The sequence below is a fragment of the Nodosilinea sp. AN01ver1 genome, from assembly GCF_050565655.1.
GTDB lineage: Bacteria > Cyanobacteriota > Cyanobacteriia > Phormidesmidales > Phormidesmidaceae > Nodosilinea.
This window is the reverse complement of sequence record NZ_JBNXVS010000009.1, coordinates 1-22,619: the sequence shown is the minus strand read 5'-3', so window position 1 is coordinate 22,619 and position 22,619 is coordinate 1. Positions and strand designations below refer to the sequence as shown.

Sequence of the window (22,619 nt, the reverse complement as noted above, 5' to 3'; positions counted from 1 at the left end):
CTTGCTACAAAAAATAGGATTGCTCAAGCGCCCGTAAGCGGCGATTAAGGCGCGATCGCTCTTACCTCAGGACGATGACGCGCTTCACCATTTCCGCTAGCGTAGGGGCTGATATCGTGCGTGAAGGAAGTCGTTGGCTTTGAAGAATGATCCCCTGTGGTTTAAGAACGCCATTATTTACGAAGTGCCGGTGCGCGCTTTCGCCGACAGCAACGGCGATGGCATTGGCGACTTTCGGGGCCTGACCGGGAAGCTGGATTATCTTCAAGACCTGGGCGTGACGGCGATCTGGCTGCTGCCGTTCTTTCCGTCGCCGCTGCGCGATGACGGCTACGACATTGCCGACTACATGAATGTCAACCCCATCTACGGCACCCTGGACGACTTCAAAGAGCTGATGCAGGCGGCCCACCAGCGGGGCATTCGCGTCATTATCGAGCTGATTGTCAACCACACATCCGACCAGCACCCCTGGTTTCAGCGGGCGCGGCGAGCCCCCAAGGGCAGCCCCGAGCGCGATTTCTACGTCTGGAGCGATACCTACGAGAAATACCAGGAAGCCCGAATTATCTTCCAGGATTTTGAAACCTCCAACTGGACTTGGGATTCGGTCGCTAACGCCTACTTCTGGCATCGCTTTTACTCCCACCAGCCCGACCTCAACTACGACAACCCTGCCGTACAGCAGGCCGTGTTTGACGTGATGGACTTTTGGCTGGCGATGGGGGTAGACGGGCTGCGCATGGATGCGGTGCCCTACCTGTACGAGCGCGAGGGCACCAACTGCGAGAACCTGCCCGAAACCCACGCCTTTTTGAAGCGGCTGCGCCAGCACATCGACGAAAAGTTTCCTAACCGCATGCTGCTGGCCGAGGCCAACCAGTGGCCCGAAGATGCCGCCGCCTACTTTGGCGACGGCGACGAGTGCCACATGAATTTTCACTTTCCGCTGATGCCGCGCCTGTTTATGGCCCTGCGGATGGAAGACAGCTTTCCGATCGCAGACATTCTCCAGCAAACCCCCGCCATTCCTGACAACTGCCAGTGGGGCCTGTTTTTGCGCAACCACGACGAGCTGACGCTGGAAATGGTCACCGACGAAGACCGCGACTTTATGTATCGCGTCTACGCCCAGGACCCTGAAATGCGGGTGAATTTGGGCATTCGGCGCAGGCTAGCGCCGCTGCTGGGCAACGATCGCCGCCAGATCGAGCTGCTCAACAGCCTGCTGCTGTCGCTGCCCGGCACCCCGGTGCTCTACTACGGCGACGAAATTGGCATGGGCGACAACGTCTACGTGGGCGATCGCAACGGCGTGCGCACCCCCATGCAGTGGAACTACGACCGCAACGCCGGGTTTAGCAACGCCAGCCCCCAGCGGCTGTTTTTGCCGCTGATTGTCGAAGCCGAGTACCACTACGCCACGGTGAATGTGGAAGCCCAGCGGGCCAACCCCACCTCGCTGCTCAACGCCACCAAGCGGCTGATCGCCATGCGCAAGCACTTTCGCGCCCTGGGCAGCGGCGATTTTCAGCTATTGCACCCCGAAAATCGCAAGGTGCTGGCCTTTACCCGCACCTACGAAGACGAAAAAATTCTGGTGGTGGCCAACCTGTCGCGCTTTGTGCAGACCGTGGAGCTTGATCTAGTCGCCCTGAAGGGGTGGATGCCGGTCGAGATTTTTGGCCGCACCGAGTTTCCGCCCATCGACGAGCTGCCCTACTTCCTCAGCATTGGGGCCTACGCGGTCTACTGGTTTACGCTCAAGCCCCAGGCGGTACCGCTGCCCGCCACCGACCCGCAGACCGAGCTGCCCACGCTGGCGCTCGACGGCGACTGGCACGGGGCCTTTGCCCGCTTGCAGTCGGCCCAAACCCGCCGGTTTGCCGCTAGTCTAGAAAATCTGCTGCCCCACTACCTGGCCAACCACCGCTGGTTTGGCGGCAGAACCCGGACGGTGCAAGCGGCTCGCATCACGGGGGCAATCACCATTCCCTACGGCCCCTATGGCGACAGCTATGCCCAAATGGTAGAGCTGCACGTTGACTACATTCAGGGCAATCCGCAGACCTATGTGCTGTTTTTGGCCGTGGCCGAGGGCGACCAGGCGCTGCACCTGCTGTCCGAGAACCCCGGTGCGGTGGTGACCCGCCTGAAGCTGGCCCAGAGCGATGAGGTGGCGGTGCTGTTCGATGCGATCGCCGACAAGGCCTTCTTAACCACTCTGCTCGACGGCATTGCGCGGCACCAGATCTACGAAAATGCCACCGGCAGGCTGGTTTCTACCACCACGGCGCTGTTTGATCAACTCAGCGGCGGCGAGCCCAGCGATGCGTCCGGTGAGCCCAGCCCGCCCTTTGAGCCCACCCTGATTAAAGGCACCCACAACAACACCTCGATCGCCTACGCCAGAGCCAGCGGAGTCGCGGCCCAAAACCGCCTCATTCTCAAGCTGTTTCAAAAAGTAGACGAAGGGCAGCACCCCGACCAGGAAGTGCGTCGCTTTTTGGACGACCACCACCGCTTTACCAACATCACCTCGATCGCAGGCACCCTGACTTACCATCGGCCTGCCGCCGAGCCGATCACGATCGGCATTTTGCAGGAGTATATTCCCGATACCCGCAGCGGCTGGGACTACACCCTCGATCACCTGCGCGACTTCTTTGACCTCGTCGTTATGGATCAGTCGAATGTGGCCGAAGCGCCCATGCCCACAGGGTCGCCGCTGGCCCTGGAGCCCAGACCCGCAGACTCAGACCCGGCTGAGGTCTTTTTTCCGGTGCCCTACTGCCCGCTGCCCTCCCTAGAATCGCAAATTCCGGCCTGTAAAGCGATCAACAGCTATCTGGCCAACATCCAGCTGCTGGGGCAGCGCACCGCCGAACTCCACATCGCCCTCACCATTGATGCCGAGAGCGACCCGGCCTTTGCGCCCGAGCCGTTTACCTCGCTCTACCAGCGATCGATCTACCAGTACAGCCGCAACCTGACCGGGCAGGTCTTTTTGCTGCTCAAAAACCGGCTGAATACGCTGCCCTCGGAGACGCGATCGCTGGCCACAGCCGTTTTGAATCAGCAGGAGGTCTGTCTGCAGCGGTCTCAGGCGGTTTTAGACCAAAAAATTACGGCCCTGCGCATTCGCTGCCATAACGACTACCACCTGGAGCAGGTGCTCTATACGGGCAAAGACTTCTTTATCATCGACTTTGAAGGCGACCCGGCCCGCAGCCTCAACGAGCGCCGCATGAAGCGATCGCCCCTGCGAGACGTAGCGGGTATGCTGCAGTCGTTTTACTACGCCGTCAACATTGCCCTGGACGACGAAATAGAAAGCGGCATCAGCCAGCCCGAACAGCGGCATCAGCTGCAGCGCTGGGCCGAATTTTGGTACCGCTGGGTCAGCACCACGTTTATCAAAGCCTACCTGGACACTGCCTCCCGCGATGGCTTTTTGCCGCAGACGCAGCAGGAGCTAGAGGTGCTGCTCGACAATTATTTGATTGAGCAGGCGATCTACAACCTGGGCCGAGAGCTGGTCGAGCGAACGAACCACATCAATATTCCCCTGCGGCGTATTCTGCATCTTTTAGCGATCGACCTGGAGAGTGTTTTGCCAAACTCTAAAACCTTAGAGGAGACTGTTTCGTCCAGATCTGAACCGCTGAGAAATGCTTAAGATGAGCGCGTGAGTCTAGACAACCTGGCGGCACGACTCAATGGCGCGATTTACTGGCGCGATCGCCGCGCCCTGGGGTAGAGCCAAAACCCCAGCCCTTTGCTCAGCCACGGCAAAACGGGGTAGGTCAGCAACGCCGAGACAAAAATTACCGAAATCAACAGCGCCAGCAGCGGTGGCAGCCCCACCAGCAGCGGCCCCAGCAGTCCGTTGGCCAGCAATATCAGCGGGTAGACTGCCAGTACTCCCAGCACCACCTGTTTGTAGTAGGGCGGGCTGGGCAGCGGCTGTCGCGGCTCAGTTTGGGCATTGGGCAGCGTAAACCACAGCTCTAGACCGCTGGGCAACTGCTGCTGCGATCGGGCCGCAATCAACCCGTAGGACTGCTCCATCCAGGCGCGGTAGGTGGGTGATATCAGCCAGCGGCGCAGGTATTCGTAGGTTTCAAACTTGACAATCACCACGTACTCGGGGTGGTTATGGTCGCGCGGGCGAATCACCTCAACGCCCAAAAATCCCTCAAACTGCCTGGCGTCGCGATTGATGCCCTTGGTCCAGGCCTCGTAGGCCGCCACTTTGCCAGGGTCAACCAGCTCCGAAATTACCAGCGTAACCGGGCCAGACTGCGACTGAGTTGCGTCCATTGGAGCACGTGAAGGGCAGAGCAGGTAGTGTCAAACAGAAACCTCCAGAATACAGAAGGTCATGAATTTCCGCCATTTGCCCCAGCCAGCGCTGCTGTAGCGAACCAATAGCAAATCTATAGCGAGCAGAACTTGCGCACCCGGTCAAACTCGGGATCTTGCCAGGAGTAGGCAAAGTGGCTGACCGAGGTAATGTCTGGAGTCGCCCGCCGCAGGGCTTCCATTTGGGTTTCGAGAGCCGGACGATTGTAGGTCGCTTGCCCCCAAATGCCCGCCAGAGCCGGGGTAATGGTAGGCGAGGTACCGCTGGGCACCATCGACTGCACGCGGCGCACGCCGTCTAAAATGCAGCCCGTATTGCCGCACACAGCGTAGGCCATGGGATGCCAGGTCATCCAGGTGGGAAATCGATCCCAGTACTGCAGGCGCGAGTCGTAGCCGCCAGTGCCTACGGTCTGGTTTCCCTCCGGGAAAAACACCGCTCCAGGCTGAATGCCGGTGCGCCGAGCCTGTTCCCCAGCCAGATTGACGAAATCAACCACACCCTGCACGGCGTGGGCGACGCTGAGCTGCCACAGTTCAGTCTGAAGCTGGGGCCGCAGACTGGCCGGGGTCGGTGGTGCCTGGCCGGGCTGTAGGGGTGATGAAGGGGTGCGGCTCTGCCACAGAGGCTCTGGCTCGCTGGGGTAGAGGTCGCGCACATCTTGAATGTCGCGATCGACCAGGTGGCCCCGGCTAATGTAGCGGCGCATCAGTTCCTGCCCCTGCTGATTGACCGCCCGGCGCAGGAAAGCATCGCGCGAGGCCTGGCCGTAGATCCACAGATCATCGACGCTGTCGACCACCGAGTTGGGGCCAACGCCACGGGGGTAGCGCACGTAGTCAAACAAAATGCCGTCGGGCTGTCGGCGCAGCACTGCCCCCAGCATACGGCTATAGTCGGCCTGGGCCTGGGCATTGTACGGATCGACAAAGACTTCGTCGGGGTTGCTGGAGGCCCCGGACTTGGCATAGGTGTAGGTGGTCTGGCCGCGACCGTTGAGGGCCAGCACCTGCTCGCGATCGGCTCTTAACCCGTAGGAATAGCCAAAGTTGAGGGCAAACACCCAGGCATCGACCTTCAGCCCCCGCTGACGGCCCTTCTCTAGAGCCTCGGCAAACAGGTCGCGGCGCTCGTAGCCAGGGGTCTGTACTACCGAAGGCCACACCGTGGGGTTGTCGGCCTGGGGCAGCAGCACCTGACCGCCGTAGAAAACTTCGATAAAAACTTCGTTGTAGCCCAGGTTAACGACGCGATCGAACAGAGCGTCCAAAATGCCGGGCTGCAAATCGCAGGGATACAGGCGCAGCCACACCGCCTGCTTTTGGGGCCAGGTGCGGCTGCGGCACTGCTTCATGGCTTCGGTGTGCTGACGCACCAGGGTCTGGTACTGCTGCTGAGCCGCCGCATCGCCTTCGAGCGCGGCCTTGCGCAGATTCTCCTTGGCCAGAGCGTCGGCCTGGGTGACCTGGCAGTAGGCATTGAGGGCCAGAGCGCGGCCTGTGCCACCCAGGGGCAGCACCCCCAACCCCGCCAGCCCAGTTATCAGGGCCAGCCCCTGCAAAAGCAGTGGTTTTGTAAGTCGCTGCAGTGAACCAGGCAGCCGGGCTAGAAACAGGGAGCTAACCATAGGGTGGGGGCCTTACAGATCGACGTTTAGGGTAACGTTTGAGACGAAAAAACGCTCTACTTTTCTTCCCCCGGAAACCGATCTTCGTCGATAGTAGGTACGGTGGTCGGGAAAAGCGTATCAAAATCCAGGTCAGGAACGTTGGCCAGCAGGGCCTGGAGCTTCATACGCTGGATGTAGGGCCAGCCGCCGCTAACTTCGATGTCTCTGAGTAAAGCATAGAGGTGCTGGCGATTGTCGGGTAGGGCATCGCGAAAGAGCGTCTCGCAGATATCTCGGTGCTGCTGCTCTAGCAGCCGCAGCAGAGCCAAAAGGTTGAGACTTTGGCCTCGGCGAGCTAGGGCAGCCCGATCGATCGATTGCGACAATGCTTGGAGGTCTTCTGGCAGACTTTCAGGGCGATCGCCAAACGGGTAGTCGGTCATGGGGCTAGGCCAAACATCTGTTAAATAGCTTAATGTTAGCTGTCAAGCCGCAAAAGCCACGTCAGATTTTTGTAAAGCCCGCCCCGTCTAGGATTTTTGCCTCAGCCCGAGCCGCTTAGCCTTGTCCAGACCAGGGGTTTCTAAATCTGAGGAAAGAGGCGCAGAGCCATGTAGAATGCTTACTTGAGGCTTTACTCGGCTGAGGGCAGGCCCAGCATTGCTGCCGGGCTTTAGGAGCAAATTACTCCCGCCGCTCGCAATGGTCATTGGCGCAGCCTCTCCAGAGGAGTTAGACCAGCCCTTAGGGGCGATCGCGCCAGGGCTATTCTGGCCAGCGCCATAAGCCCAGAGCCAACGGCTGTCGCATTATTTGAGTAGTTTGACAGCGCCTTTTACATACTAAATTTTTGAGGTAGACCATGAGGTATCGCGCCCTCTTAGTTGCATTCCTGGCCATCTGCCTGAGTGTACTGACAGCCTGTAGCGAAGCGCCCAGTGCCACCAGTAGTGTGCCCCTGACCTACGACCAAATCCGCAATACGGGCCTGGCCAACAAGTGCCCACAGCTTTCTGAAATGACGCGGGGCAGCATTGCCCTCGAAGACGGTAAGACCTATCAACTGGTAGGCATGTGCATCGAGCCCACCGCTTACTTTGTTAAAGGAGAGGCCTCGAAGCGCCAAGACGCCACCTACATTCCTGGCAAGGTGCTGACTCGCTACACCTCCAGCCTAGATCAGGTGCGCGGCGATTTGACCCTGCAACCTGACGGCAGCCTGCTGTTCTCTGAAACCGGCGGCATGGATTTCCAAGCTATCACCGTGCAGCTTCCCGGTGGTCAGCAAGAGCCTTTCTTGTTCACCGTCAAGGGGCTGGCGGCTCAGTCGCAGCCTGGTCAAAACGCTTTGACCACCTCCACCGACTTTGAGGGCGATTACAAAGTGCCCTCCTACCGCACCTCTAACTTCCTAGATCCTAAGGGTCGTGGTCTGGCAACCGGCTACGATACGGCGGTAGCGCTGCCCGCCAGCGGCGACAGCGAAGAGTATGTCAAAGAGAACACCAAAGCTTTTGACATTGGCCAGGGCCACATTTCCCTGCGGGTGTCTAAGATTGACGGCAACACGGGCGAAATTGGCGGCACCTTTGAGGCCGAGCAGCCCTCTGACACCGACATGGGCACGGCTGAACCCGTAGACATCAAAGTGCAGGGCGTCTTCTACGCTCGCCTTGAAGAGGCCTAAGCCAGTCTTTGATTTAAACCCTTAACCTGTTGACCAAAGGAAGGAGCCAGCCTCCTTCCTTTTTTATTGCCTCACCTCCAGAAAATCCACTGGCGCGAGTTCCCCCGCCTCAGCCAGCACCATAACGACCGTCTGACCAGACTCCGGCACTACTCCGGTTAGGGCGGTAAGACTGATCTAGATCACACCCCTACCCTACCAACATCACCCCTAGCAGAGGGGGCTATCACTACGTACATCAGCCCAATGAGGGATATTACTGATGTCGCGTGAAACGCTCTCGTTATGGCTTCTTCCCCCCTCTGCTCGACTCAGACCGCAACCCTAACCTGGGGAAATCACATTCAGACTAGCCTGTGCCGCCTGGCTACTGCCGCCGCCGCTGTGATTGGGCTTTCGGCGATGGCGGGTAGCGCAGCGGGCAGCACCCCCGGCCTGCCCAACGGCACCTATCTCTACGGCGAGTCACCCGTAGCCAATACAGTTGGAGCGGTTTACTTCGTGTTTGAAGCCAGGGAAGGCCGCTTGAGCGGTGCGCTATACCAGCCCTCTTCTTCCTTCGACTGCGTGCGCGGCACCGTGGCAGAGGGTGCTCTCGACCTGGTGATCACCGACGCCTACGACCAGAGCGAATCGCCCTACTCGGTCGCCCTGGTGGGAAATGCCACCGTGGCCAGCACCAGCGGCGGCGGCGCACCAGCCCAGCTAGAGGGCATGCATGCGATCGCCACGCTCTCGGCGCTAGACCAGCAGCTGCTGGCCACCTGCAATCCCGGCTAGACTGACCGGACGGTAGAATCAGGCTAACGGCAAGGCGATCGCTGAAGAGAAGCTGCTCTAACATTTTGCGATCGCACCCCATCCTCTAAATTGTGGACTACTTAGGCTTGGGCGGTCGTCGCTACATTGGCAACCCTAAACAACCCACCATCACCATTTGTCGCTGGGTAGATGGCGTTTACGAAACCCGGCTTTTTCGCCAGGGAGATGCCATCATCTCACCAGGATTTCTCAATTTGCGGCTAACAACCGATCAGATTTTTGCAGCAGGGCAATAGTTACAGAATCTCATCAATAAAAAGCCGCTGCGATCGCTCGCAGCAGCTTCGCTGTTAAATACCAAGGACAAACGCTTTAGCTAACCAAATCAGGGGCAACTAGCGCCACTGGAGTCGCCTCACCCTCTGCCGCCAGATCGAGCGGAAAATTGTGGGCGTTGCGCTCGTGCATCACCTCCATACCTAAGTTAGCCCGGTTGATCACATCGGCCCAGGTGCCAATCACCCGACCCTGAGCATCGAGAATCGACTGGTTAAAGTTGAACCCGTTGAGGTTAAACGCCATGGTGCTAATGCCCAGGGCCGTAAACCAGATGCCCACCACCGGCCAGGCGGCCATGAAGAAGTGCAGGCTGCGGCTGTTAGCATTCACACCCAGCAGAATCTCATTGGTGCGCCCCACCAATCGGCCAAAGTAGCCGTGGGCGGCCACAATGTTGTAGGTTTCCTCTTCCTGGCCAAAGCGGTAGCCGTAGTTTTGCGACTCGTTTTCGGTAGTTTCCCGCACCAGGGTAGAGGTCACCAGCGAGCCGTGCATGGCCGAGATCAGCGCTCCACCAAAGACCCCAGCAACCCCCAGCATGTGGAAGGGGTGCATCAAAATATTGTGCTCCGCCTGAAACACCAGCATGAAGTTGAAGGTGCCCGAAATACCCAGGGGCATGCCGTCAGAGAAAGAGCCCTGACCGATGGGATAGACCAAAAACACGGCGGTCGCGGCGGCCACCGGAGCAGAGTAGGCCACACAGATCCAGGGGCGCATACCCAGGCGGTAGCTCAGTTCCCACTCACGGCCCATGTAGCAAAACACCCCAATTAAAAAGTGAAAAATCACCAGCTGGTAGGGGCCGCCGTTGTACAGCCACTCGTCGAGAGAGGCTGCCTCCCAAATCGGGTAAAAATGTAGGCCGATCGCATTCGACGACGGCACCACAGCACCAGAAATGATGTTGTTGCCGTACATTAGCGAGCCCGCCACAGGCTCCCGAATGCCGTCGATATCCACCGGGGGAGCGGCAATAAAGGCAATGACAAAACAGGTGGTGGCAGCCAGCAAGGTAGGCAGCATCAGCACGCCAAACCAACCCACGTAGAGTCGGTTTTCGGTGCTGACGACCCAGTTGCAAAACTGCTCCCACAGACTGGCGCGATCGCGCCGCTGCAAGGTAGTCGTCATAGTATTTAAATCACAAAAAACAGCAAGAATAGCCGTCAGCGCATTACAGCCACTAGCCTTTCCTGAATCAGAAGAAGCCGCGCTTGAGCCGTACACTGACTAGCTAGGTTAGCCAGGGATAACTGACCAACTTGTTAGTTAGCTTAGCGCCCTGTTTTGACTGTGTCAACAACTAACCAACTTGTTAGTTAATCGAATTTTCTGGTATGCTTGCTGCCAAAGCTGTGGTTGTGCCCTAGTTTGGCGCTGTATGCTGGGAAGGTAGATTGGTGTAATCCCTGGATAGCCCTTGGCCTCGAAAGTTGCTCGAACCTCGCCCCGGCAGACCCGCGATGCTGAAGCCACCAAGGCTGAAATTTTAGATGCGGCGGAGGAAGAATTTGCCAAGTTTGGCTTTAGCGGAGCTAAAACCGAGGCGATCGCGGCCAAAACTGGCGTCACCAAAGCCATGATCTACTACCACTTCGGCAGCAAAGAAGAACTCTACAAAGCGGTCATCCAGCGCCCCGCCGAAGACTTTACCAATGCCTTTGGCGATCTAGAGCTGGAGACCATGCCGCCCGAGGAAGCGCTGAAAACCGTGATCAAGGTGGCGATTGCCCACGAAGTCAGCCATCCCCACTACGGTCAGGTTCTGCTCCATGAAGCGATGCAGAACCAGGGCAAACATTTCAAACTGACCGGCTGGATCAATCCCATCACCCGCGTTATTGCAGTCGTAGAACGAGGCATGAAAGAAGGCGTATTTCGCCCAGTAGATCCTTTTCTGGCCGTGATTCACATTATGGGTATCTGCACCTTCTACCACAACGCCCAGGCCAATATGCGCAACGTACAACCTGACTACGAGTGGTTTACCCCAGAGGCGATTGAGCGATTTACCGAATCAGCGATCGCTATGGTGCTAGCCGGTCTAAAGGCCTAACTCAACTTGCCAAAACGTTCAAAACACAAAGGGCGGCGAGGATATCCTCGCCGCCCTTTGTCTCGTTGTCTAACCTCTTACAGGTAAGACCTTAGTAGCGGTAGCCGCTGCTGCTAGCGCCGGGCTTGTGCACGATGAAGCTAGCGATTTGGCACTGCTTGACGTTGTCAAACCCCACCACGCGAATGTAGCAGTTGGAGTACTCAGAGCGGCAGGCCTGCACTTCGCTCAGCACTTCCTGGGTAGAGGTAGCGTTGAACAGGGGCAGCTTCCACATGGTCCAGTAGTACTCCTCGGGGTTCGAGGCTTCGTTGAATTCCACAGCGGGGAAATAGCCCTGCTTGAGGATGTAGGCAATCTGCCGCTCGATCTGGGCATCGGTGAGCGGGGGCAGGTAGGACATCGTTTCAAAACGACGCTCTTTAGGCAGAGTTTTCATAGGTCCTCGTTAGGTTAACTAGGGTGCGATCGGCTGATGCCGTGAACTAAATGAATGAGCCAAAACAGAGTTGAGCAATGCCCTACTCAGGGGAGGGGTCAGCGTCAGCCGTAGACTCTTGCGGAACACCAGGGTCATCAACAAGATCTGACTCTACGGCGTGTTCGGCATCTCCCAGCTGAGTAATGCGCTCTAAATGCTGGCGGCGGTGTTCCATATTGGCCTGCTGAATGCTGGTGACCACCATTTCGGGCAAAAACTCGCAGATACCCTCTGCAATGTGCTGCCGCACGGTCATCACTCGAATTGCCAGGTCTGCGCTTTCGTCTAGCAGGGCGCTCAGGTAGGCTTCGCCATCCTGAAGCGCTTCTTTGGTTGAAAACGCATTCAGCCAATAGGCGCGGGCGGGGTTGGTTTCCTTGAGCTGGTTCAGCACCGTTTTCACGGCCTGAAAGGTCAGGTAGCTAGTGAGCACCTTGGCGGTGTCTTTAGCCGTTTGCTTAAGGTCCATCGGTGTCTCTCGAACGATTGACGCAGACCCCACCAGGGGCGGTTGGTAGCTCTGATCTAAGCCCGAATGGTGTGAAGATTCGGTAACTTAAGCAGCATTCTCAAGCGATTTTGAGAACCTGCCCGTCGCTGAGCTACCAGCACGCCCTAAGCCGCTCTCAGGCGGGTACCGGAGTACCGAGCCGTTGATTTAGATGGTGTCAACGGTGTCAAACTCGAACTTGATTTCTTTCCACAGTTCGCAGGCGGCAGCCAGTTCGGGCGACCACTTGCAGGCTTCGCGGATGATATCGCCGCCTTCGCGGGCCAGGTCGCGGCCTTCGTTACGGGCCTGAACACAGGCTTCGAGGGCCACGCGGTTAGCGGTAGCACCGGGTGCGTTACCCCAGGGGTGACCCAGAGTACCACCACCAAACTGCAGCACAGAGTCGTCGCCGAAGATTTCGACCAGCGCGGGCATGTGCCACACGTGGATACCACCGGAGGCCACAGCCATGACGCCGCCCATGGAAGCCCAGTCTTGGGTGAAGTAGATACCGCGAGACTTGTCTTGCTCGATGTAGTTTTCGCGCAGCAGGTCAACAAAACCCAGGGTGCCAGCGCGATCGCCCTCTAGCTTGCCCACAACGGTACCGGTGTGGATGTGGTCACCACCGGACATGCGCAGACACTTGGCCAGCACGCGGAAGTGGATACCGTGGTTCTTCTGGCGGTCAATGACAGCGTGCATGGCGCGGTGGATGTGCAGCAGCACGCCGTTGTCGCGGCACCAGTGAGCCAGCGAGGTGTTGGCGGTAAAGCCCCCGGTCAAGAAGTCATGCATGATGATGGGCATGCCGAGTTCTTTGGCGTACTCGGCCCGCTTGATCATCTCTTCGCAGGTGGCGGCGGTGACGTTCAGGTAGTGACCCTTGATCTCACCGGTTTCAGCCTGGGACTTGTGGATGGCGTCGGCTACAAACAGGAAGCGATCGCGCCAGCGCTGGAAGGGCTGGGAGTTAATGTTCTCGTCGTCTTTGGTGAAGTCGAGACCACCGCGCAGGCACTCGTACACGGCGCGGCCGTAGTTCTTCGCCGACAGACCCAGCTTGGGCTTAATGGTGCAGCCTAGCAGGGGACGACCGTACTTGTTGAGGCGATCGCGCTCAACCTGAATGCCGTGGGGAGGCCCCTGGAAGGTCTTCAGGTAGGCCACGGGAATGCGCAGGTCTTCGAGACGCAGGGCGCGCAGGGCTTTGAAACCAAACACGTTACCCACCAGGGAGGTCAGCAGGTTGGTAACAGAGCCTTCCTCAAACAGGTCGAGGGGGTAGGCCACGTAGCAGATGTACTGGTTGTCTTCACCAGGTACGGGCTCGATGTCATAGCAGCGACCCTTGTACCGGTCCATGTCGGTCAGCAGGTCAGTCCACACCGTGGTCCAGGTACCGGTAGACGATTCTGCGGCCACAGCAGCAGCGCACTCTTCAGGAGGCACGCCGGGCTGGGGAGTCATCCGGAACGCCGCCAGGATGTCCGTATCTTTAGGTGTGTAGTCCGGAGTGTAATAGGTCAGTTTGTAGTCCTTAACCCCGGCGCTGTATCCAGCTTTTGATTGAGTCGTTGTCTGAGAGTAAGACATGTCTCCCTTTCCTCGTGAATCTAAGAAATCCCTCAAGCGAACCCCTACAGCCCAGCCGCAAACAAACGAGCTTCCTTAGTTAAGAAAGCCCATGCTCAGCCTAAGCTCCGGTCAGTCCACGCCAATTTGAGCCGATAGAAAATACCTAAGCAACTCCAAAACATCTGTTCTGCAAGCGCTTTAGGTATCCTTCATTACCTTATGGTTAGCATACTATCAGCGATCGGATAAGTTTAATTTTGGAAGATCTGTATACATTCATAACTCAAAGTTATGAATGAAAGTGAACCAAGGTGTGGGTTTCTCAAGTTCCTTGAAGCAGGCCGCCAATTGGCCCCCAGGGATGCTGCTTAACAAAATTGGCTCAGAGACTCCAACCCCAGCAATTGTCGATATACTGTAACGCTTGAGATGCTCGAAAGCGCCTAAAGCGTTTGGGGGCAATCCATTCGGGGCTGCTGCACGCCACCGCAAACTGTGGGGAGAGAATATGTTAAGCCTGCTGGTTCTATCGTCGTTGACCCTGTCTTCTGGGAGTTACCCTTTACCTTTCACCCTGCACCCGGCTGCTCTCCCCGTAGCCCCCACCACCCTGGCCCAGGCCCCCATTGCCAACGACTACCGCATTACCGCCCTGCAGCCCGATTTTACCGGCGACCTGTGGGTGGGTTCTTGGGCGGGGCTTGCTCGCATCAACCCTGAGACAGGGCGGATACTGCAGCGGGTCAGAATGCCGAGCCGCACTCTCGAAGCCCTGGCCCAAGATCGGGTCGGGCGCATATGGGTGGGCACCTACGATGGCCTGGTGCGGGTGGACCCCCGCACCAATGTGATTACAGCCCAAAACTTTACGCTGCCCTCAAACCGGGTGCTGTCGTTGCTGATAGACAGCCGTGGCTTTCTCTGGGCCGGTACCGATCGCGGCCTGGTGATGATCAGCCCCGATCGCGGCCTGCTGATGACCACCGTGCAGGATCTGCCCGGCGTCAGCGCCAACGCCCTGGCCCTCGACGGCAACAACAACCTCTGGGTCGGCACCCTCGACGGACTGGTGCAGGTTAATACCGCCAGCGCCTTCCCCATTCGCGAAGTGGATGATCTGCCGGGGGGCGCGGTGCAGTCGCTCACCCTGGGGCCGCGCGGCAACCTCTGGGTTGGTACCGCCAGCAGCCTGCTGGTGGTAGATCCGGTGCGGGCCGAACTGGTGCGATCGGTCGGTACTATGCGAGGCCGCAGCGTGCAGTCCGTTGAGTTTGACCGGGCGGGCAATGTCTGGGTGGGCACCACCAGCGGCCTGTTTAAGCTCAAGCCCGACAGCGGTGAACTGCTGGGGCAGGTGCCCTCGCTGCCCTCGGGAGAAATTTTGGCGCTGTCACCCAATACTGGCAACAAGATTTGGGCCGGTACCACCGAGGGCCTGGGCTGGGTCAGCCTGACCACAGGGGAGGGCAACCCTCACTGGGGTCTGGTCAGCCCCACCGTGGTCGAAGCATTGCGCTAGGCAAAGAAGGAAGCGGTTCCTCCCATGGTGCTAAACCCGAGTCTCTAAATACTGACCAATCATGATCTCTTCTCCGGCGCGGGAGATGACGGTCTGGCGGGTGCGATAGCGCTGGCCGATCAGCCGAATCTCCTCCTCAAAGCTGGAGTCGTTGTACTGGGTTTTGAGCACCAGGGTGCGGTTGTCGTTGAAGTGGTACTGGGCGGTGACGGGCTTGGAGGTGGCAAAGCCGCGATCGCGGTACAGGGTCGTACCCCGCACCCCAAAAATAGTGCTGCCCTTCACCGGCTTTTTGCCGGTGCCCACGTAGTCGCTCTCCCAGGTGACGGTGGTGCCGCAGATCAGGGGTTTGGCAGGGTCTAACTGGTGCATTTGGGCCAGTTTGATCAGCTGGGGTGCGCCAGCCTCCAGGAATGCGATCGCGATCTGGCTGACCACTTCCTGAGTTTCGCCACTTTTGAGCGTGTAGTAGCGGCGCTCCGATCGCCAGTCTCCGGCAGTGTCTCTAAAGAAAGCCTGCACCAGAGGCTCAGCCAAAATACGGGCGGTATCAGCGGAGAAAGGCATAGTCACTCATCCAGACAAGGGGCGTAAGGTAATGGAAGTCAATCCAAAAAATGGATTTGTTAATTTTCTTAACCTCGGGTCTCTACATCATAGGAGGAGAAGATGGGTTCGGCAATCACTCGTCGGGGTCATTTAGATCAACGGCGGGCTCAGGCTGCCGCTTATCCTACGCGGTCTGGCAATAGATTCTGTAAGCATTAATACTTATGGCGTGCGATCGCTGAATATCAGCCTGAGGTCTTGGTTAGCCCACCCGCAACCCTGGTACCGTATAAATTAGCGAGCATCCCTGGGGCTAACACGATGGATTTGGCCGACATCACCTACTTTTTCGACTGCTGCATGGGTCAGTGGTCAATCGAGCGCACCTACCACTACCTCACGCACCAGGAGATCGAGCGATCGCACACCGATTTTCGCGTCGAGGCCATCACTCCCGAACTGCGGCGCAAGGTGCTAGCCGACAACGGCTACGACCCCGTCGAAAACATTGACCAGCTGCCCGGCTTCCAGCTTGCCTTTCGCACCGTCTCCGACAAAGGCGAAGAAGTCACCCAGGAGCTGCGGGCGCTGTTTGTGCCCAAGCAGCAGGAAGGACCTGTGCTCAGCGGCGACTACCTGCGCGATCGCGCCTACGAAGAAGATCGCCCTATTGTTTCGAGCTTCACCTACGACCAGAGCAACCGCGAGCTGCTCATGACCACCCCCTACACCAAGGTCGTTTCGGTCGACTCCATTCTGCTGATCAACCCCAACCTGCGCATTCGCCGCATTCTCAACTACCAGCGCCCCGCTGAGGGAGAGGCGATGGATACCCTGGTGCTGGTCGGGTTCGGGGTCGAGCAAAAAGTGGGGTAAGCCACGCTAATTCTTTAAGGAGCAAAAATGAGAGTTTCCGCTCTGTAGAAAAACGGCCATACCGCTAGCGCGGCACCCCAAACAATGAAAACACCCCACCGTTCCCTTCGACTCCGCTCAGGGAACGGGCTTTCTCCCTGCGGGAGACGTTTCACGTTGGCGTAGCCTGTCCAAAGGACAAACGACTCCGCTCAGCCCTCGGTTATTTTTAGGGCACCTGTTATGGGTGAATCTGACTCAGCCCTAATCAGGTGCAGCTCAACTTTAAAATGCGGATGGCGAGACTCGAACTCGCACAGCGTGAGCCACACGCCCCTCAAGCGTGCGTGTCTACCAATTCCACCACATCCGCTGGTGATTTCTGAGCTGTACTTAGCGGGCGTACTGAGGGAAACTGTCGCCCAAGCGATCGCTCAGATATATAAGAGTAAACCATAACGGCACGCTTGTAAGCGCACATTCTCAGCAAAATTTGTCGCCCCAGCGTCGGGCCGCCACCATGATAGAATCAGCGACCGTCGTCATCGTATGATGCTGATTATGGTGGGTTGCAGTAGTGGGCTGGGATTGCTTAGCTAGGCTGCTAACGCCAAAACTCAATGGTCTCTTGCTATTTGCCCTACGTACATGCGCTTTTCCAAGATTTTGATTGCCAACCGGGGAGAAATTGCGCTACGCATTCTCCGGACCTGTGAAGAAATGGGCATAGCCACCGTTGCAGTTCACTCCACGGTCGATCGCCACGCCCTGCATGTGCAGCTGGCCGATGAGGCCGTCTGTATTGGCGAAGCCCCTAGCCAAAAAAGCTACCTCAACATTCCCAATATCATTGCTGCCGCCCTGACCCGCAACGCCAGCGCCATTCACCCCGGCTACGGATTTTTGGCCGAAAATGCCCGCTTTGCTGAAATCTGCGCCGACCACCAGATTGTTTTCGTTGGCCCTTCCCCCGACTCGATTCGCAAAATGGGCGACAAGTCGACCGCCAAAGAGACCATGCAGAAGGTGGGCGTGCCCACTGTGCCCGGCAGCGGCGGCCTGCTCACCGACGAAACCGAAGCCTATAAAGTGGCCAGCGAAATTGGCTACCCGGTGATGATCAAAGCCACCGCCGGGGGCGGCGGGCGCGGCATGCGCTTGGTCAACAGTGAGGTTGACCTGGTCAAAGCCTTTATGGCTGCCCAGGGTGAGGCCCAGGCCGCCTTTGGCAACGCTGGCGTCTACATGGAAAAATTTATCGATCGCCCCCGCCACATCGAGTTTCAGATCTTGGCCGACAGCCACGGCAACGTTGTGCATCTGGGCGAGCGCGACTGCTCAATTCAGCGGCGGCACCAAAAGCTGCTCGAAGAAGCGCCCAGCCCTCGCCTGACCCCAGAACAGCGGGAAAAAATGGGGGCTGCCGCCGTCCTCGCCGCTCAATCGATCAACTATGTGGGGGCGGGCACCGTTGAGTTTTTAGTCGACAGCCAGGGCAACTTCTACTTTATGGAGATGAACACCCGCATTCAGGTTGAGCACCCCGTCACCGAAATGATTACGGGCATTGACCTGATTGCCGCCCAGCTCACTATTGCCCAGGGCGAAAGGTTGCCCTTCACCCAGTCAGATATTCAAATTCGCGGCCATGCGATCGAGTGCCGCATCAACGCCGAAGACCCCGACCACAACTTTCGCCCCAACCCCGGTCGCATTAGCGGCTATCTGGCCCCCGGCGGCATGGGCGTCCGCATGGATTCCCACGTCTACACCGACTACGAAATTCCCCCCTACTACGACTCGCTGGTGGGCAAACTCATTGTGTGGGGACCAGACCGGCCTACCGCTATCCAGCGCATGCGCCGCGCCCTGCGAGAATGCGCCATCACCGGGCTGCCGACCACCATCGGTTTTCATCAAAAGGTGCTCGAAAACGCCAATTTCCTCAGCGGCGATGTCTACACCAACTTCGTCGTCGAGATGATGGCGATCAAGTAGACCAAGCTAGGACACCTGTAGGATGCGTTAGGTGTCCCAGCCCCTGGCGATGAACGGCTTAACCTGAGTGCTGCCGTAGCTTAGCCGATCAAACAAGATCATTCTGTGAGGAGTGCCCCCTCTCAACCTCTGGGTTGGAGTGCTTGCGGTCAATGCTGTGGTGGGTTACGGCCATGCCAGAGGCTGGAGAGTTTAGCCAGAGCTGGTCTGAGGCCTAGCCCACCCTACGGGACTAACCATCTATCCATCCACCCATCTACCCAATCATTCGCAGCAGCCCCTGCTGCCCCACCAGAATCTCGCGCAGCAGGGTAACGATGCCGACCCAGATGACGGGGGCAATGTCGACGCCGCCAATGGGGGGCACTAGCTTGCGCATGGGGGCGAGAAACGGTTCGGTTGGCCAGGCCACCAGGGCAAAGGGCAGCTTAGAGAGGTCAGCCTGGGGATACCAGGTGAGCACAATGCGAAAAATAAACAGCAGGGTCATCAGCCCCAGCAGCAGGCCCACGCCAATCGATAGCACTTGTGTAGCAGCCACAGTAAACCCTCCAAAAATTCGCCGATGTAATGTATCCCAATGGCCAGTTCGCTTAAGACGTGCTCAACTCGCCAACAGAAAAAAATAGAGCGGTGAACTGGCGTGTAGCCATCGCTCTAAGGTACCGGAATGTTCTGACCGGCCTGGCGATAGCTATATGTACAATTCTAAAGCTTTACTCAGCTTATTCTTGCCCGTGGAATGCGCCTAGCACCACCATGCTCGGTCGATTGGGGCAAATTTATTGCGATCGCCCCTCACGGGCTATGGGCAGGGGGCATAACTTGATCAATAATGATTGGTAACAATTTGTCTAAATCATTATCAGGACAAGGGCATATGACACCGTCTTTAACCAACTTCCTGCTGAGCCTGCTGGCTGGGGCCGTAATTATTGTTGTACCGGCTAGCGCTTTCCTGTTTTTTGTGAGCCAGCGCGATAAGATTCAGCGCAGCAGGTAAAGGCTGCCCCTCCGATATAGGTCTGGGGGCACAACTTACTGGTTTTGCGATCGGGAACCCTGCGGGCGTTCCCGATTTTTTCATCAAGTCAGCTAGAATTAACGTGTTCGGTTGGCAGAGGCGATCGCCTAAGAGGAATTTGCCGTGAATTTTGGTACCCCCGTCCCCCTGCTGCTGGGCATCTTTATGGTGATCAGCGCTGTAGCCCTGTTCTTTTTAGATCGGCTAAAACCCGGCTATGAGCGCGATTCCGACAAAGTTTATGCCATTCTGTTCCTGCTGTCAGGGGTGTTTCTGCTCGCCAATCTGGGTATGGATGTCATCTCCTCCTTTCAGCAGATGCTGCTGGCGGGAATGCTGGTATCGCTGATGATTCAAAACATCAACTCCAGAACCCCCGTGACCCTGCGCTCTGGCCCTGCTGATGGCGGTGATTACGGCGGCGGCTACCGCCCACCTAGCCGTGGCGGTGGCCGTCCTCAGCCCTACGCCCCCGACAACCGCACCAACCTGCGGGCCGAGCTCGATCGCCGCGACTACGGCCCCGCTGACCCCTACAACCGTCCCCGACCCATGCTGGAGGGGCGCGGCGAACCGGGTGGTCGTCCTCCCTACAACGCCGATGTCTATGGCGACGGTCGGCCCATGCGCCCCAATGACGGGCCGATCGATCGGCCTCCAGTGAACGATCGCCCCCTCAATAGGCCCCTCAGCGATCGCCCCGATGGCCCTGACGGCCCGCCCTATTACGACAGTAACCCTCGCCCTGCCGACGATCGCGTCCGCCGTCGTCGCCCCCCCAAGAGCCGCAGCGAGTACAACGATCGCTACCGTCTCGACCCCGGCCCGCCACCGCGCGACTATCGTCCCGATCGCGATCAGCTTTAGAAACGCCTTGGGCTAGCTGCGCGGCCTGTTCATCTGCTGGCGTTAGTTTGGTAATTGCTTTGTTGCCTCTGCCCGTCACCTTCGACACCGCTACCATTGCCGGCACGGCCCTCTGGGCGATCGCACTCTACTGGGGGTTTTCGCCCCTGAGCGATCGCCTGATTTCAGCCCTGGAGGGCTGGCTAGGAACAGACTCACCAGCGGCATCGCTGGTAAGCGTGGTGCCGTTTTTAGCGGTGGGGGGCTTAGTTCACTACGGCCTTACTCTGTCGCTAGGGGGCAGCTGGGCCGTCAGTTTGGGGGTGATTTCTGCTATAGGCTGTGGTGTATACGAACTGGGGCGACGCGACGGTCAGGCATCTGAATAGAGTGTCTTTAACGAGCCGAGCAGATGGAACTAAACATGACTCGGGGCAGTCAACTTAGCGAGCAGCACAGGGCTTCTGCCTGAAAAACGCATTGTTCTAAAGAACTCTTTAAGTAAATACTTCCTAAATTTATGAGTAACTCTGGCTCTGCTCCCGAAAAGGACGGCTTTAAGGCACTGCTGATCAAAGGGCTAGTCGGTAGTGTTGCTTTGGCTGGCACTACTGCTATTCCAATCGTAGTTCAGCGTTCCTTGCAGCCCCCACCTGTAGCCCCAGCTAGCTCAGATGCAAATGCTCCAGTTTCTCCAGCTCAAATATCTCCAATGCCCGACTCGTCTCAACAGGTAGACTCTGCTGCAACCCTCTCAGTCATTGATGAAGACAAAGACGAGGAGCCGTCTAAAGGGAAAGGCAAAAAGAAACGTAATGACGACTAGAAACTTAACGCTCGACGGCTACCGTAGAACGTTTAGTAAAAAACTAAAACTATTGATTAGTTGTGGGCTGCTTCATTTCCTTGCCTGCCTTACATTCAGCTGGCGTTAAATGAGTTTAAAAAACTCAGGCTTTGGCTCTTTCCCCTAGATGATGAGTCTAGAGTTGAACAGTGGGAGTAGGGTATTGCCATTTTATGAAACCTAAGCAACTGATCCTTTTGGGGCTGCCGGGGGTGGGGGTGAAAACCCAGGCGGCGGCCCTCGCCGAACGCTGGCAGGTTCCCCATGTCTCTATGGGGGAACTGGTGCATGGGGCGATCGCCGCAGAGACTGCGATCGGCGTCGAGGCCCGCCCCTACGCAGATGCGGGCGAACTAGTACCCGATGCACTGGCCATGAAGCTGATTCGTAAGCGGTTTGAGCAACCCGATACCATGCTCAAAGGCTGGGTTTTGGAGGGGTTTCCGCGATCGCTGACCCAGGCCCAAGCATTTGATGACTGGTGGGCAGCAGTGGGGCAGCCCCCGGCGACGGTGGCCTATCTCAAAGCAACGCCTGAGTTTTTGATCATTCGCCTGCTGAACGAAAGCAGCGAAAAGCCGCCAATTTCGGCTCTTCGAGAGCGGTTAGAGAGCTTTCAGCAGTCGTTAGAGCCGCTGATTGACTACTATCAGCAGCGATTGCAGCTTGCCACTATCAACGCCAACCTATCGTCTGCGGAAGTAGCTAGCGCCTTAACCCAGTTAGGTGAAGAAGACACGGGTGCCGCCAAACTAATTCGCGATGAGGCTGAACTCGATGCGCTGTTGGCCAGTGAGCCTTTGCTGGTGGTCGATTGTATGGCGTCTTGGTGTGGTTCTTGTAAGCAGGTGACGCCTGCGATCGATAAACTGGCTGAGGCCTATGGCGATTCGGTCATGATTAGAAAAATCGACTTTGACACCAATCGGCAGATCACCAAGCGGTTTGAGCTGAAGGGCATTCCAGCGGTAATGTTCTTTAAAAATGGTGAGCGGTTAGAGACTCTAACCGGCGTCAAGTCTTACCAAGAATATAATGCGGCGGTAACTCGCCTGTTGACCTGAAGCTAAAGGCAGAAAACCGAGCCTTGCTGCGATCGCCTAAAGTTGAGAGACCGCAGCAGCGACTCAGTTATTTCAGGCGGCTTACTCGACAAGACAGCCTTTAGAGTTGAAAGATAATGCCATTAATCATTGGACTCAACCGTCAAAGATAGTGATTAATATCAAACTTGAATCGCATAGCCCCGATTCAAAATAGATGGTTTGCGTAGGGGCAAACGGTGTTTGTCCAGCTCAATCAGGGTTGGTCAAGGTGAATTCAGTGCAACATCTCTGAGAACTAGTATCGTTCTGAAAGCATGACGGATAATGCGGATTATAAGGGGAACTGGCCGTCGGATCGGATGCTTGATGCAGAATTAGACATATAAATAACTGTTAATTTTTTACAGTAGAGGAAGTGAAATAGTTAGGATTTCATCCAGGGCTATTTCATTCTAAAAACGGTCTTGAGTGTATCTAGGCCGAATTTACAGAATCGTTCAGCCTGAGCCATATTGGAGAAGGCGTTGGAGCGGTAGAGATTGAGCGCGAAGTTACGAGCGA

General features: G+C 57.3%; 21 protein-coding genes, 1 tRNA gene and 1 pseudogene. 13 read left to right on the top strand and 10 right to left on the bottom strand.

Features of this window, described 5'->3' with window-relative positions; translation table 11 throughout:
- The first annotated feature begins 139 nt into the window (after nt 1-139).
- Nucleotides 140-3,679, top strand: coding sequence for a maltose alpha-D-glucosyltransferase (gene treS, locus ACQ4N7_RS09750; RefSeq protein WP_430711416.1), 3,540 nt, complete (start codon nt 140-142; stop codon nt 3,677-3,679).
- A 50-nt stretch (nt 3,680-3,729) separates the two neighbouring features.
- Here treS and ACQ4N7_RS09745 read toward each other — a convergent pair whose 3' ends face one another.
- From ACQ4N7_RS09745 to ACQ4N7_RS09735, 3 genes are all read right to left on the bottom strand, one after another.
- Nucleotides 3,730-4,323, bottom strand: coding sequence for an antibiotic biosynthesis monooxygenase (locus tag ACQ4N7_RS09745; RefSeq protein ID WP_430711415.1), 594 nt, complete (start codon nt 4,321-4,323; stop codon nt 3,730-3,732).
- Nucleotides 4,324-4,439: 116 nt separating this feature from the next.
- The gene (locus tag ACQ4N7_RS09740) at nt 4,440-5,993 is read right to left on the bottom strand and encodes a hypothetical protein (protein WP_430711414.1); all 1,554 of its coding nucleotides are present in this window, start codon (nt 5,991-5,993) and stop codon (nt 4,440-4,442) included.
- A 56-nt stretch (nt 5,994-6,049) separates the two neighbouring features.
- Nucleotides 6,050-6,418 carry a hypothetical protein gene (locus ACQ4N7_RS09735; protein WP_430711413.1) on the bottom strand — a complete coding sequence of 123 codons (369 nt, stop codon included), beginning with the start codon at nt 6,416-6,418 and terminating at the stop codon, nt 6,050-6,052.
- A 419-nt stretch (nt 6,419-6,837) separates the two neighbouring features.
- Between ACQ4N7_RS09735 and ACQ4N7_RS09730 the strand changes: the two genes are divergently transcribed.
- The 3 genes and pseudogenes from ACQ4N7_RS09730 to ACQ4N7_RS09720 form a co-directional block, all read left to right on the top strand.
- The gene (locus tag ACQ4N7_RS09730) at nt 6,838-7,662 is read left to right on the top strand and encodes a photosystem II manganese-stabilizing polypeptide (protein ID WP_430711412.1); all 825 of its coding nucleotides are present in this window, start codon (nt 6,838-6,840) and stop codon (nt 7,660-7,662) included.
- Between the two features lie 285 nt (nt 7,663-7,947).
- On the top strand, nt 7,948-8,442 hold the full coding sequence (locus ACQ4N7_RS09725) for a hypothetical protein (protein WP_430711411.1): 495 nt from the start codon (nt 7,948-7,950) through the stop codon (nt 8,440-8,442).
- Nucleotides 8,443-8,531: 89 nt separating this feature from the next.
- Nucleotides 8,532-8,720 (top strand): annotated as a pseudogene (locus ACQ4N7_RS09720) (Uma2 family endonuclease); the annotation flags it as partial.
- Between the two features lie 76 nt (nt 8,721-8,796).
- Here the strand turns inward: ACQ4N7_RS09720 and psbA are convergent.
- Entirely contained in the window at nt 8,797-9,897 is a 1,101-nt protein-coding gene (gene psbA, locus ACQ4N7_RS09715; RefSeq protein WP_430711410.1) for a photosystem II q(b) protein, read from the bottom strand.
- Nucleotides 9,898-10,186: 289 nt separating this feature from the next.
- Here psbA and ACQ4N7_RS09710 point away from each other — a divergent pair, with 289 nt between their 5' ends.
- Nucleotides 10,187-10,822, top strand: a complete 636-nt coding sequence (locus tag ACQ4N7_RS09710) for a TetR/AcrR family transcriptional regulator (protein WP_430711409.1) — start codon at nt 10,187-10,189, stop codon at nt 10,820-10,822.
- 91 nt (nt 10,823-10,913) lie between these two features.
- On the opposite strand, the gene ACQ4N7_RS09705 is transcribed toward ACQ4N7_RS09710, so the two are convergent.
- From ACQ4N7_RS09705 to ACQ4N7_RS09695, 3 genes are all read right to left on the bottom strand, one after another.
- Complete coding sequence (locus ACQ4N7_RS09705; RefSeq protein ID WP_106921642.1) at nt 10,914-11,261, bottom strand: ribulose bisphosphate carboxylase small subunit; 348 nt, start codon at nt 11,259-11,261, stop codon at nt 10,914-10,916.
- An 82-nt stretch (nt 11,262-11,343) separates the two neighbouring features.
- Nucleotides 11,344-11,772 (bottom strand): RuBisCO chaperone RbcX, encoded by a 429-nt coding sequence (rcbX, locus tag ACQ4N7_RS09700; protein ID WP_430711408.1) that lies wholly within the window; start codon nt 11,770-11,772, stop codon nt 11,344-11,346.
- A gap of 189 nt (nt 11,773-11,961) precedes the next feature.
- Nucleotides 11,962-13,392, bottom strand: a complete 1,431-nt coding sequence (locus ACQ4N7_RS09695) for a form I ribulose bisphosphate carboxylase large subunit (protein WP_106871752.1) — start codon at nt 13,390-13,392, stop codon at nt 11,962-11,964.
- Nucleotides 13,393-13,909: 517 nt separating this feature from the next.
- Between ACQ4N7_RS09695 and ACQ4N7_RS09690 the strand changes: the two genes are divergently transcribed.
- The gene (locus ACQ4N7_RS09690; RefSeq protein ID WP_430711407.1) at nt 13,910-14,893 is read left to right on the top strand and encodes a ligand-binding sensor domain-containing protein; all 984 of its coding nucleotides are present in this window, start codon (nt 13,910-13,912) and stop codon (nt 14,891-14,893) included.
- A gap of 30 nt (nt 14,894-14,923) precedes the next feature.
- Here ACQ4N7_RS09690 and ACQ4N7_RS09685 read toward each other — a convergent pair whose 3' ends face one another.
- Entirely contained in the window at nt 14,924-15,460 is a 537-nt protein-coding gene (locus tag ACQ4N7_RS09685; RefSeq protein WP_430711406.1) for a phycobiliprotein lyase, read from the bottom strand.
- Between the two features lie 303 nt (nt 15,461-15,763).
- On the opposite strand from ACQ4N7_RS09685, the gene ACQ4N7_RS09680 reads away from it, so the two are divergent.
- Entirely contained in the window at nt 15,764-16,318 is a 555-nt protein-coding gene (locus tag ACQ4N7_RS09680) for a phycobiliprotein lyase (RefSeq protein WP_430711405.1), read from the top strand.
- A gap of 270 nt (nt 16,319-16,588) precedes the next feature.
- Here the strand turns inward: ACQ4N7_RS09680 and ACQ4N7_RS09675 are convergent.
- Nucleotides 16,589-16,670: transfer RNA gene (locus ACQ4N7_RS09675), tRNA-Leu, on the bottom strand.
- Between the two features lie 275 nt (nt 16,671-16,945).
- Between ACQ4N7_RS09675 and accC the strand changes: the two genes are divergently transcribed.
- Complete coding sequence (accC, locus tag ACQ4N7_RS09670; protein ID WP_430711404.1) at nt 16,946-18,295, top strand: acetyl-CoA carboxylase biotin carboxylase subunit; 1,350 nt, start codon at nt 16,946-16,948, stop codon at nt 18,293-18,295.
- Between the two features lie 256 nt (nt 18,296-18,551).
- Here accC and ACQ4N7_RS09665 read toward each other — a convergent pair whose 3' ends face one another.
- The gene (locus ACQ4N7_RS09665) at nt 18,552-18,836 is read right to left on the bottom strand and encodes a YggT family protein (RefSeq protein WP_430711403.1); all 285 of its coding nucleotides are present in this window, start codon (nt 18,834-18,836) and stop codon (nt 18,552-18,554) included.
- A gap of 339 nt (nt 18,837-19,175) precedes the next feature.
- On the opposite strand from ACQ4N7_RS09665, the gene psbX reads away from it, so the two are divergent.
- The 5 genes from psbX (at nt 19,176) to ACQ4N7_RS09640 (ending at nt 22,076) form a co-directional block, all read left to right on the top strand.
- On the top strand, nt 19,176-19,298 hold the full coding sequence (gene psbX / locus ACQ4N7_RS09660) for a photosystem II reaction center X protein (protein ID WP_194053584.1): 123 nt from the start codon (nt 19,176-19,178) through the stop codon (nt 19,296-19,298).
- 144 nt (nt 19,299-19,442) lie between these two features.
- Nucleotides 19,443-20,186, top strand: a complete 744-nt coding sequence (locus ACQ4N7_RS09655; RefSeq protein ID WP_430711402.1) for a Ycf66 family protein — start codon at nt 19,443-19,445, stop codon at nt 20,184-20,186.
- Between the two features lie 59 nt (nt 20,187-20,245).
- Nucleotides 20,246-20,554 carry a hypothetical protein gene (locus ACQ4N7_RS09650; RefSeq protein ID WP_430711401.1) on the top strand — a complete coding sequence of 103 codons (309 nt, stop codon included), beginning with the start codon at nt 20,246-20,248 and terminating at the stop codon, nt 20,552-20,554.
- Between the two features lie 131 nt (nt 20,555-20,685).
- A complete protein-coding gene (locus ACQ4N7_RS09645; RefSeq protein ID WP_430711400.1) occupies nt 20,686-20,991 on the top strand; it encodes a hypothetical protein in 306 nt (101 codons plus the stop codon).
- 194 nt (nt 20,992-21,185) lie between these two features.
- Nucleotides 21,186-22,076 carry a nucleoside monophosphate kinase gene (locus ACQ4N7_RS09640; protein WP_430711399.1) on the top strand — a complete coding sequence of 297 codons (891 nt, stop codon included), beginning with the start codon at nt 21,186-21,188 and terminating at the stop codon, nt 22,074-22,076.
- Nucleotides 22,077-22,619 lie beyond the last annotated feature (543 nt).

Coding starts and splice junctions, on each gene's coding strand:
- ACQ4N7_RS09730 (WP_430711412.1), top strand. CDS start 6,838: ATGAGGTATCGCGCCCTCTTAGTTGCATTCCTGGCCATCTGCCTGAGT.
- ACQ4N7_RS09695 (WP_106871752.1), bottom strand. CDS start 13,392: ATGTCTTACTCTCAGACAACGACTCAATCAAAAGCTGGATACAGCGCC.
- ACQ4N7_RS09705 (WP_106921642.1), bottom strand. CDS start 11,261: ATGAAAACTCTGCCTAAAGAGCGTCGTTTTGAAACGATGTCCTACCTG.
- ACQ4N7_RS09735 (WP_430711413.1), bottom strand. CDS start 6,418: ATGACCGACTACCCGTTTGGCGATCGCCCTGAAAGTCTGCCAGAAGAC.
- accC (WP_430711404.1), top strand. CDS start 16,946: ATGCGCTTTTCCAAGATTTTGATTGCCAACCGGGGAGAAATTGCGCTA.
- ACQ4N7_RS09640 (WP_430711399.1), top strand. CDS start 21,186: ATGAAACCTAAGCAACTGATCCTTTTGGGGCTGCCGGGGGTGGGGGTG.
- psbX (WP_194053584.1), top strand. CDS start 19,176: ATGACACCGTCTTTAACCAACTTCCTGCTGAGCCTGCTGGCTGGGGCC.
- ACQ4N7_RS09725 (WP_430711411.1), top strand. CDS start 7,948: ATGGCTTCTTCCCCCCTCTGCTCGACTCAGACCGCAACCCTAACCTGG.
- rcbX (WP_430711408.1), bottom strand. CDS start 11,772: ATGGACCTTAAGCAAACGGCTAAAGACACCGCCAAGGTGCTCACTAGC.
- ACQ4N7_RS09680 (WP_430711405.1), top strand. CDS start 15,764: ATGGATTTGGCCGACATCACCTACTTTTTCGACTGCTGCATGGGTCAG.
- ACQ4N7_RS09645 (WP_430711400.1), top strand. CDS start 20,686: ATGAGTAACTCTGGCTCTGCTCCCGAAAAGGACGGCTTTAAGGCACTG.
- ACQ4N7_RS09745 (WP_430711415.1), bottom strand. CDS start 4,323: ATGGACGCAACTCAGTCGCAGTCTGGCCCGGTTACGCTGGTAATTTCG.
- ACQ4N7_RS09740 (WP_430711414.1), bottom strand. CDS start 5,993: ATGGTTAGCTCCCTGTTTCTAGCCCGGCTGCCTGGTTCACTGCAGCGA.
- ACQ4N7_RS09685 (WP_430711406.1), bottom strand. CDS start 15,460: ATGCCTTTCTCCGCTGATACCGCCCGTATTTTGGCTGAGCCTCTGGTG.
- psbA (WP_430711410.1), bottom strand. CDS start 9,897: ATGACGACTACCTTGCAGCGGCGCGATCGCGCCAGTCTGTGGGAGCAG.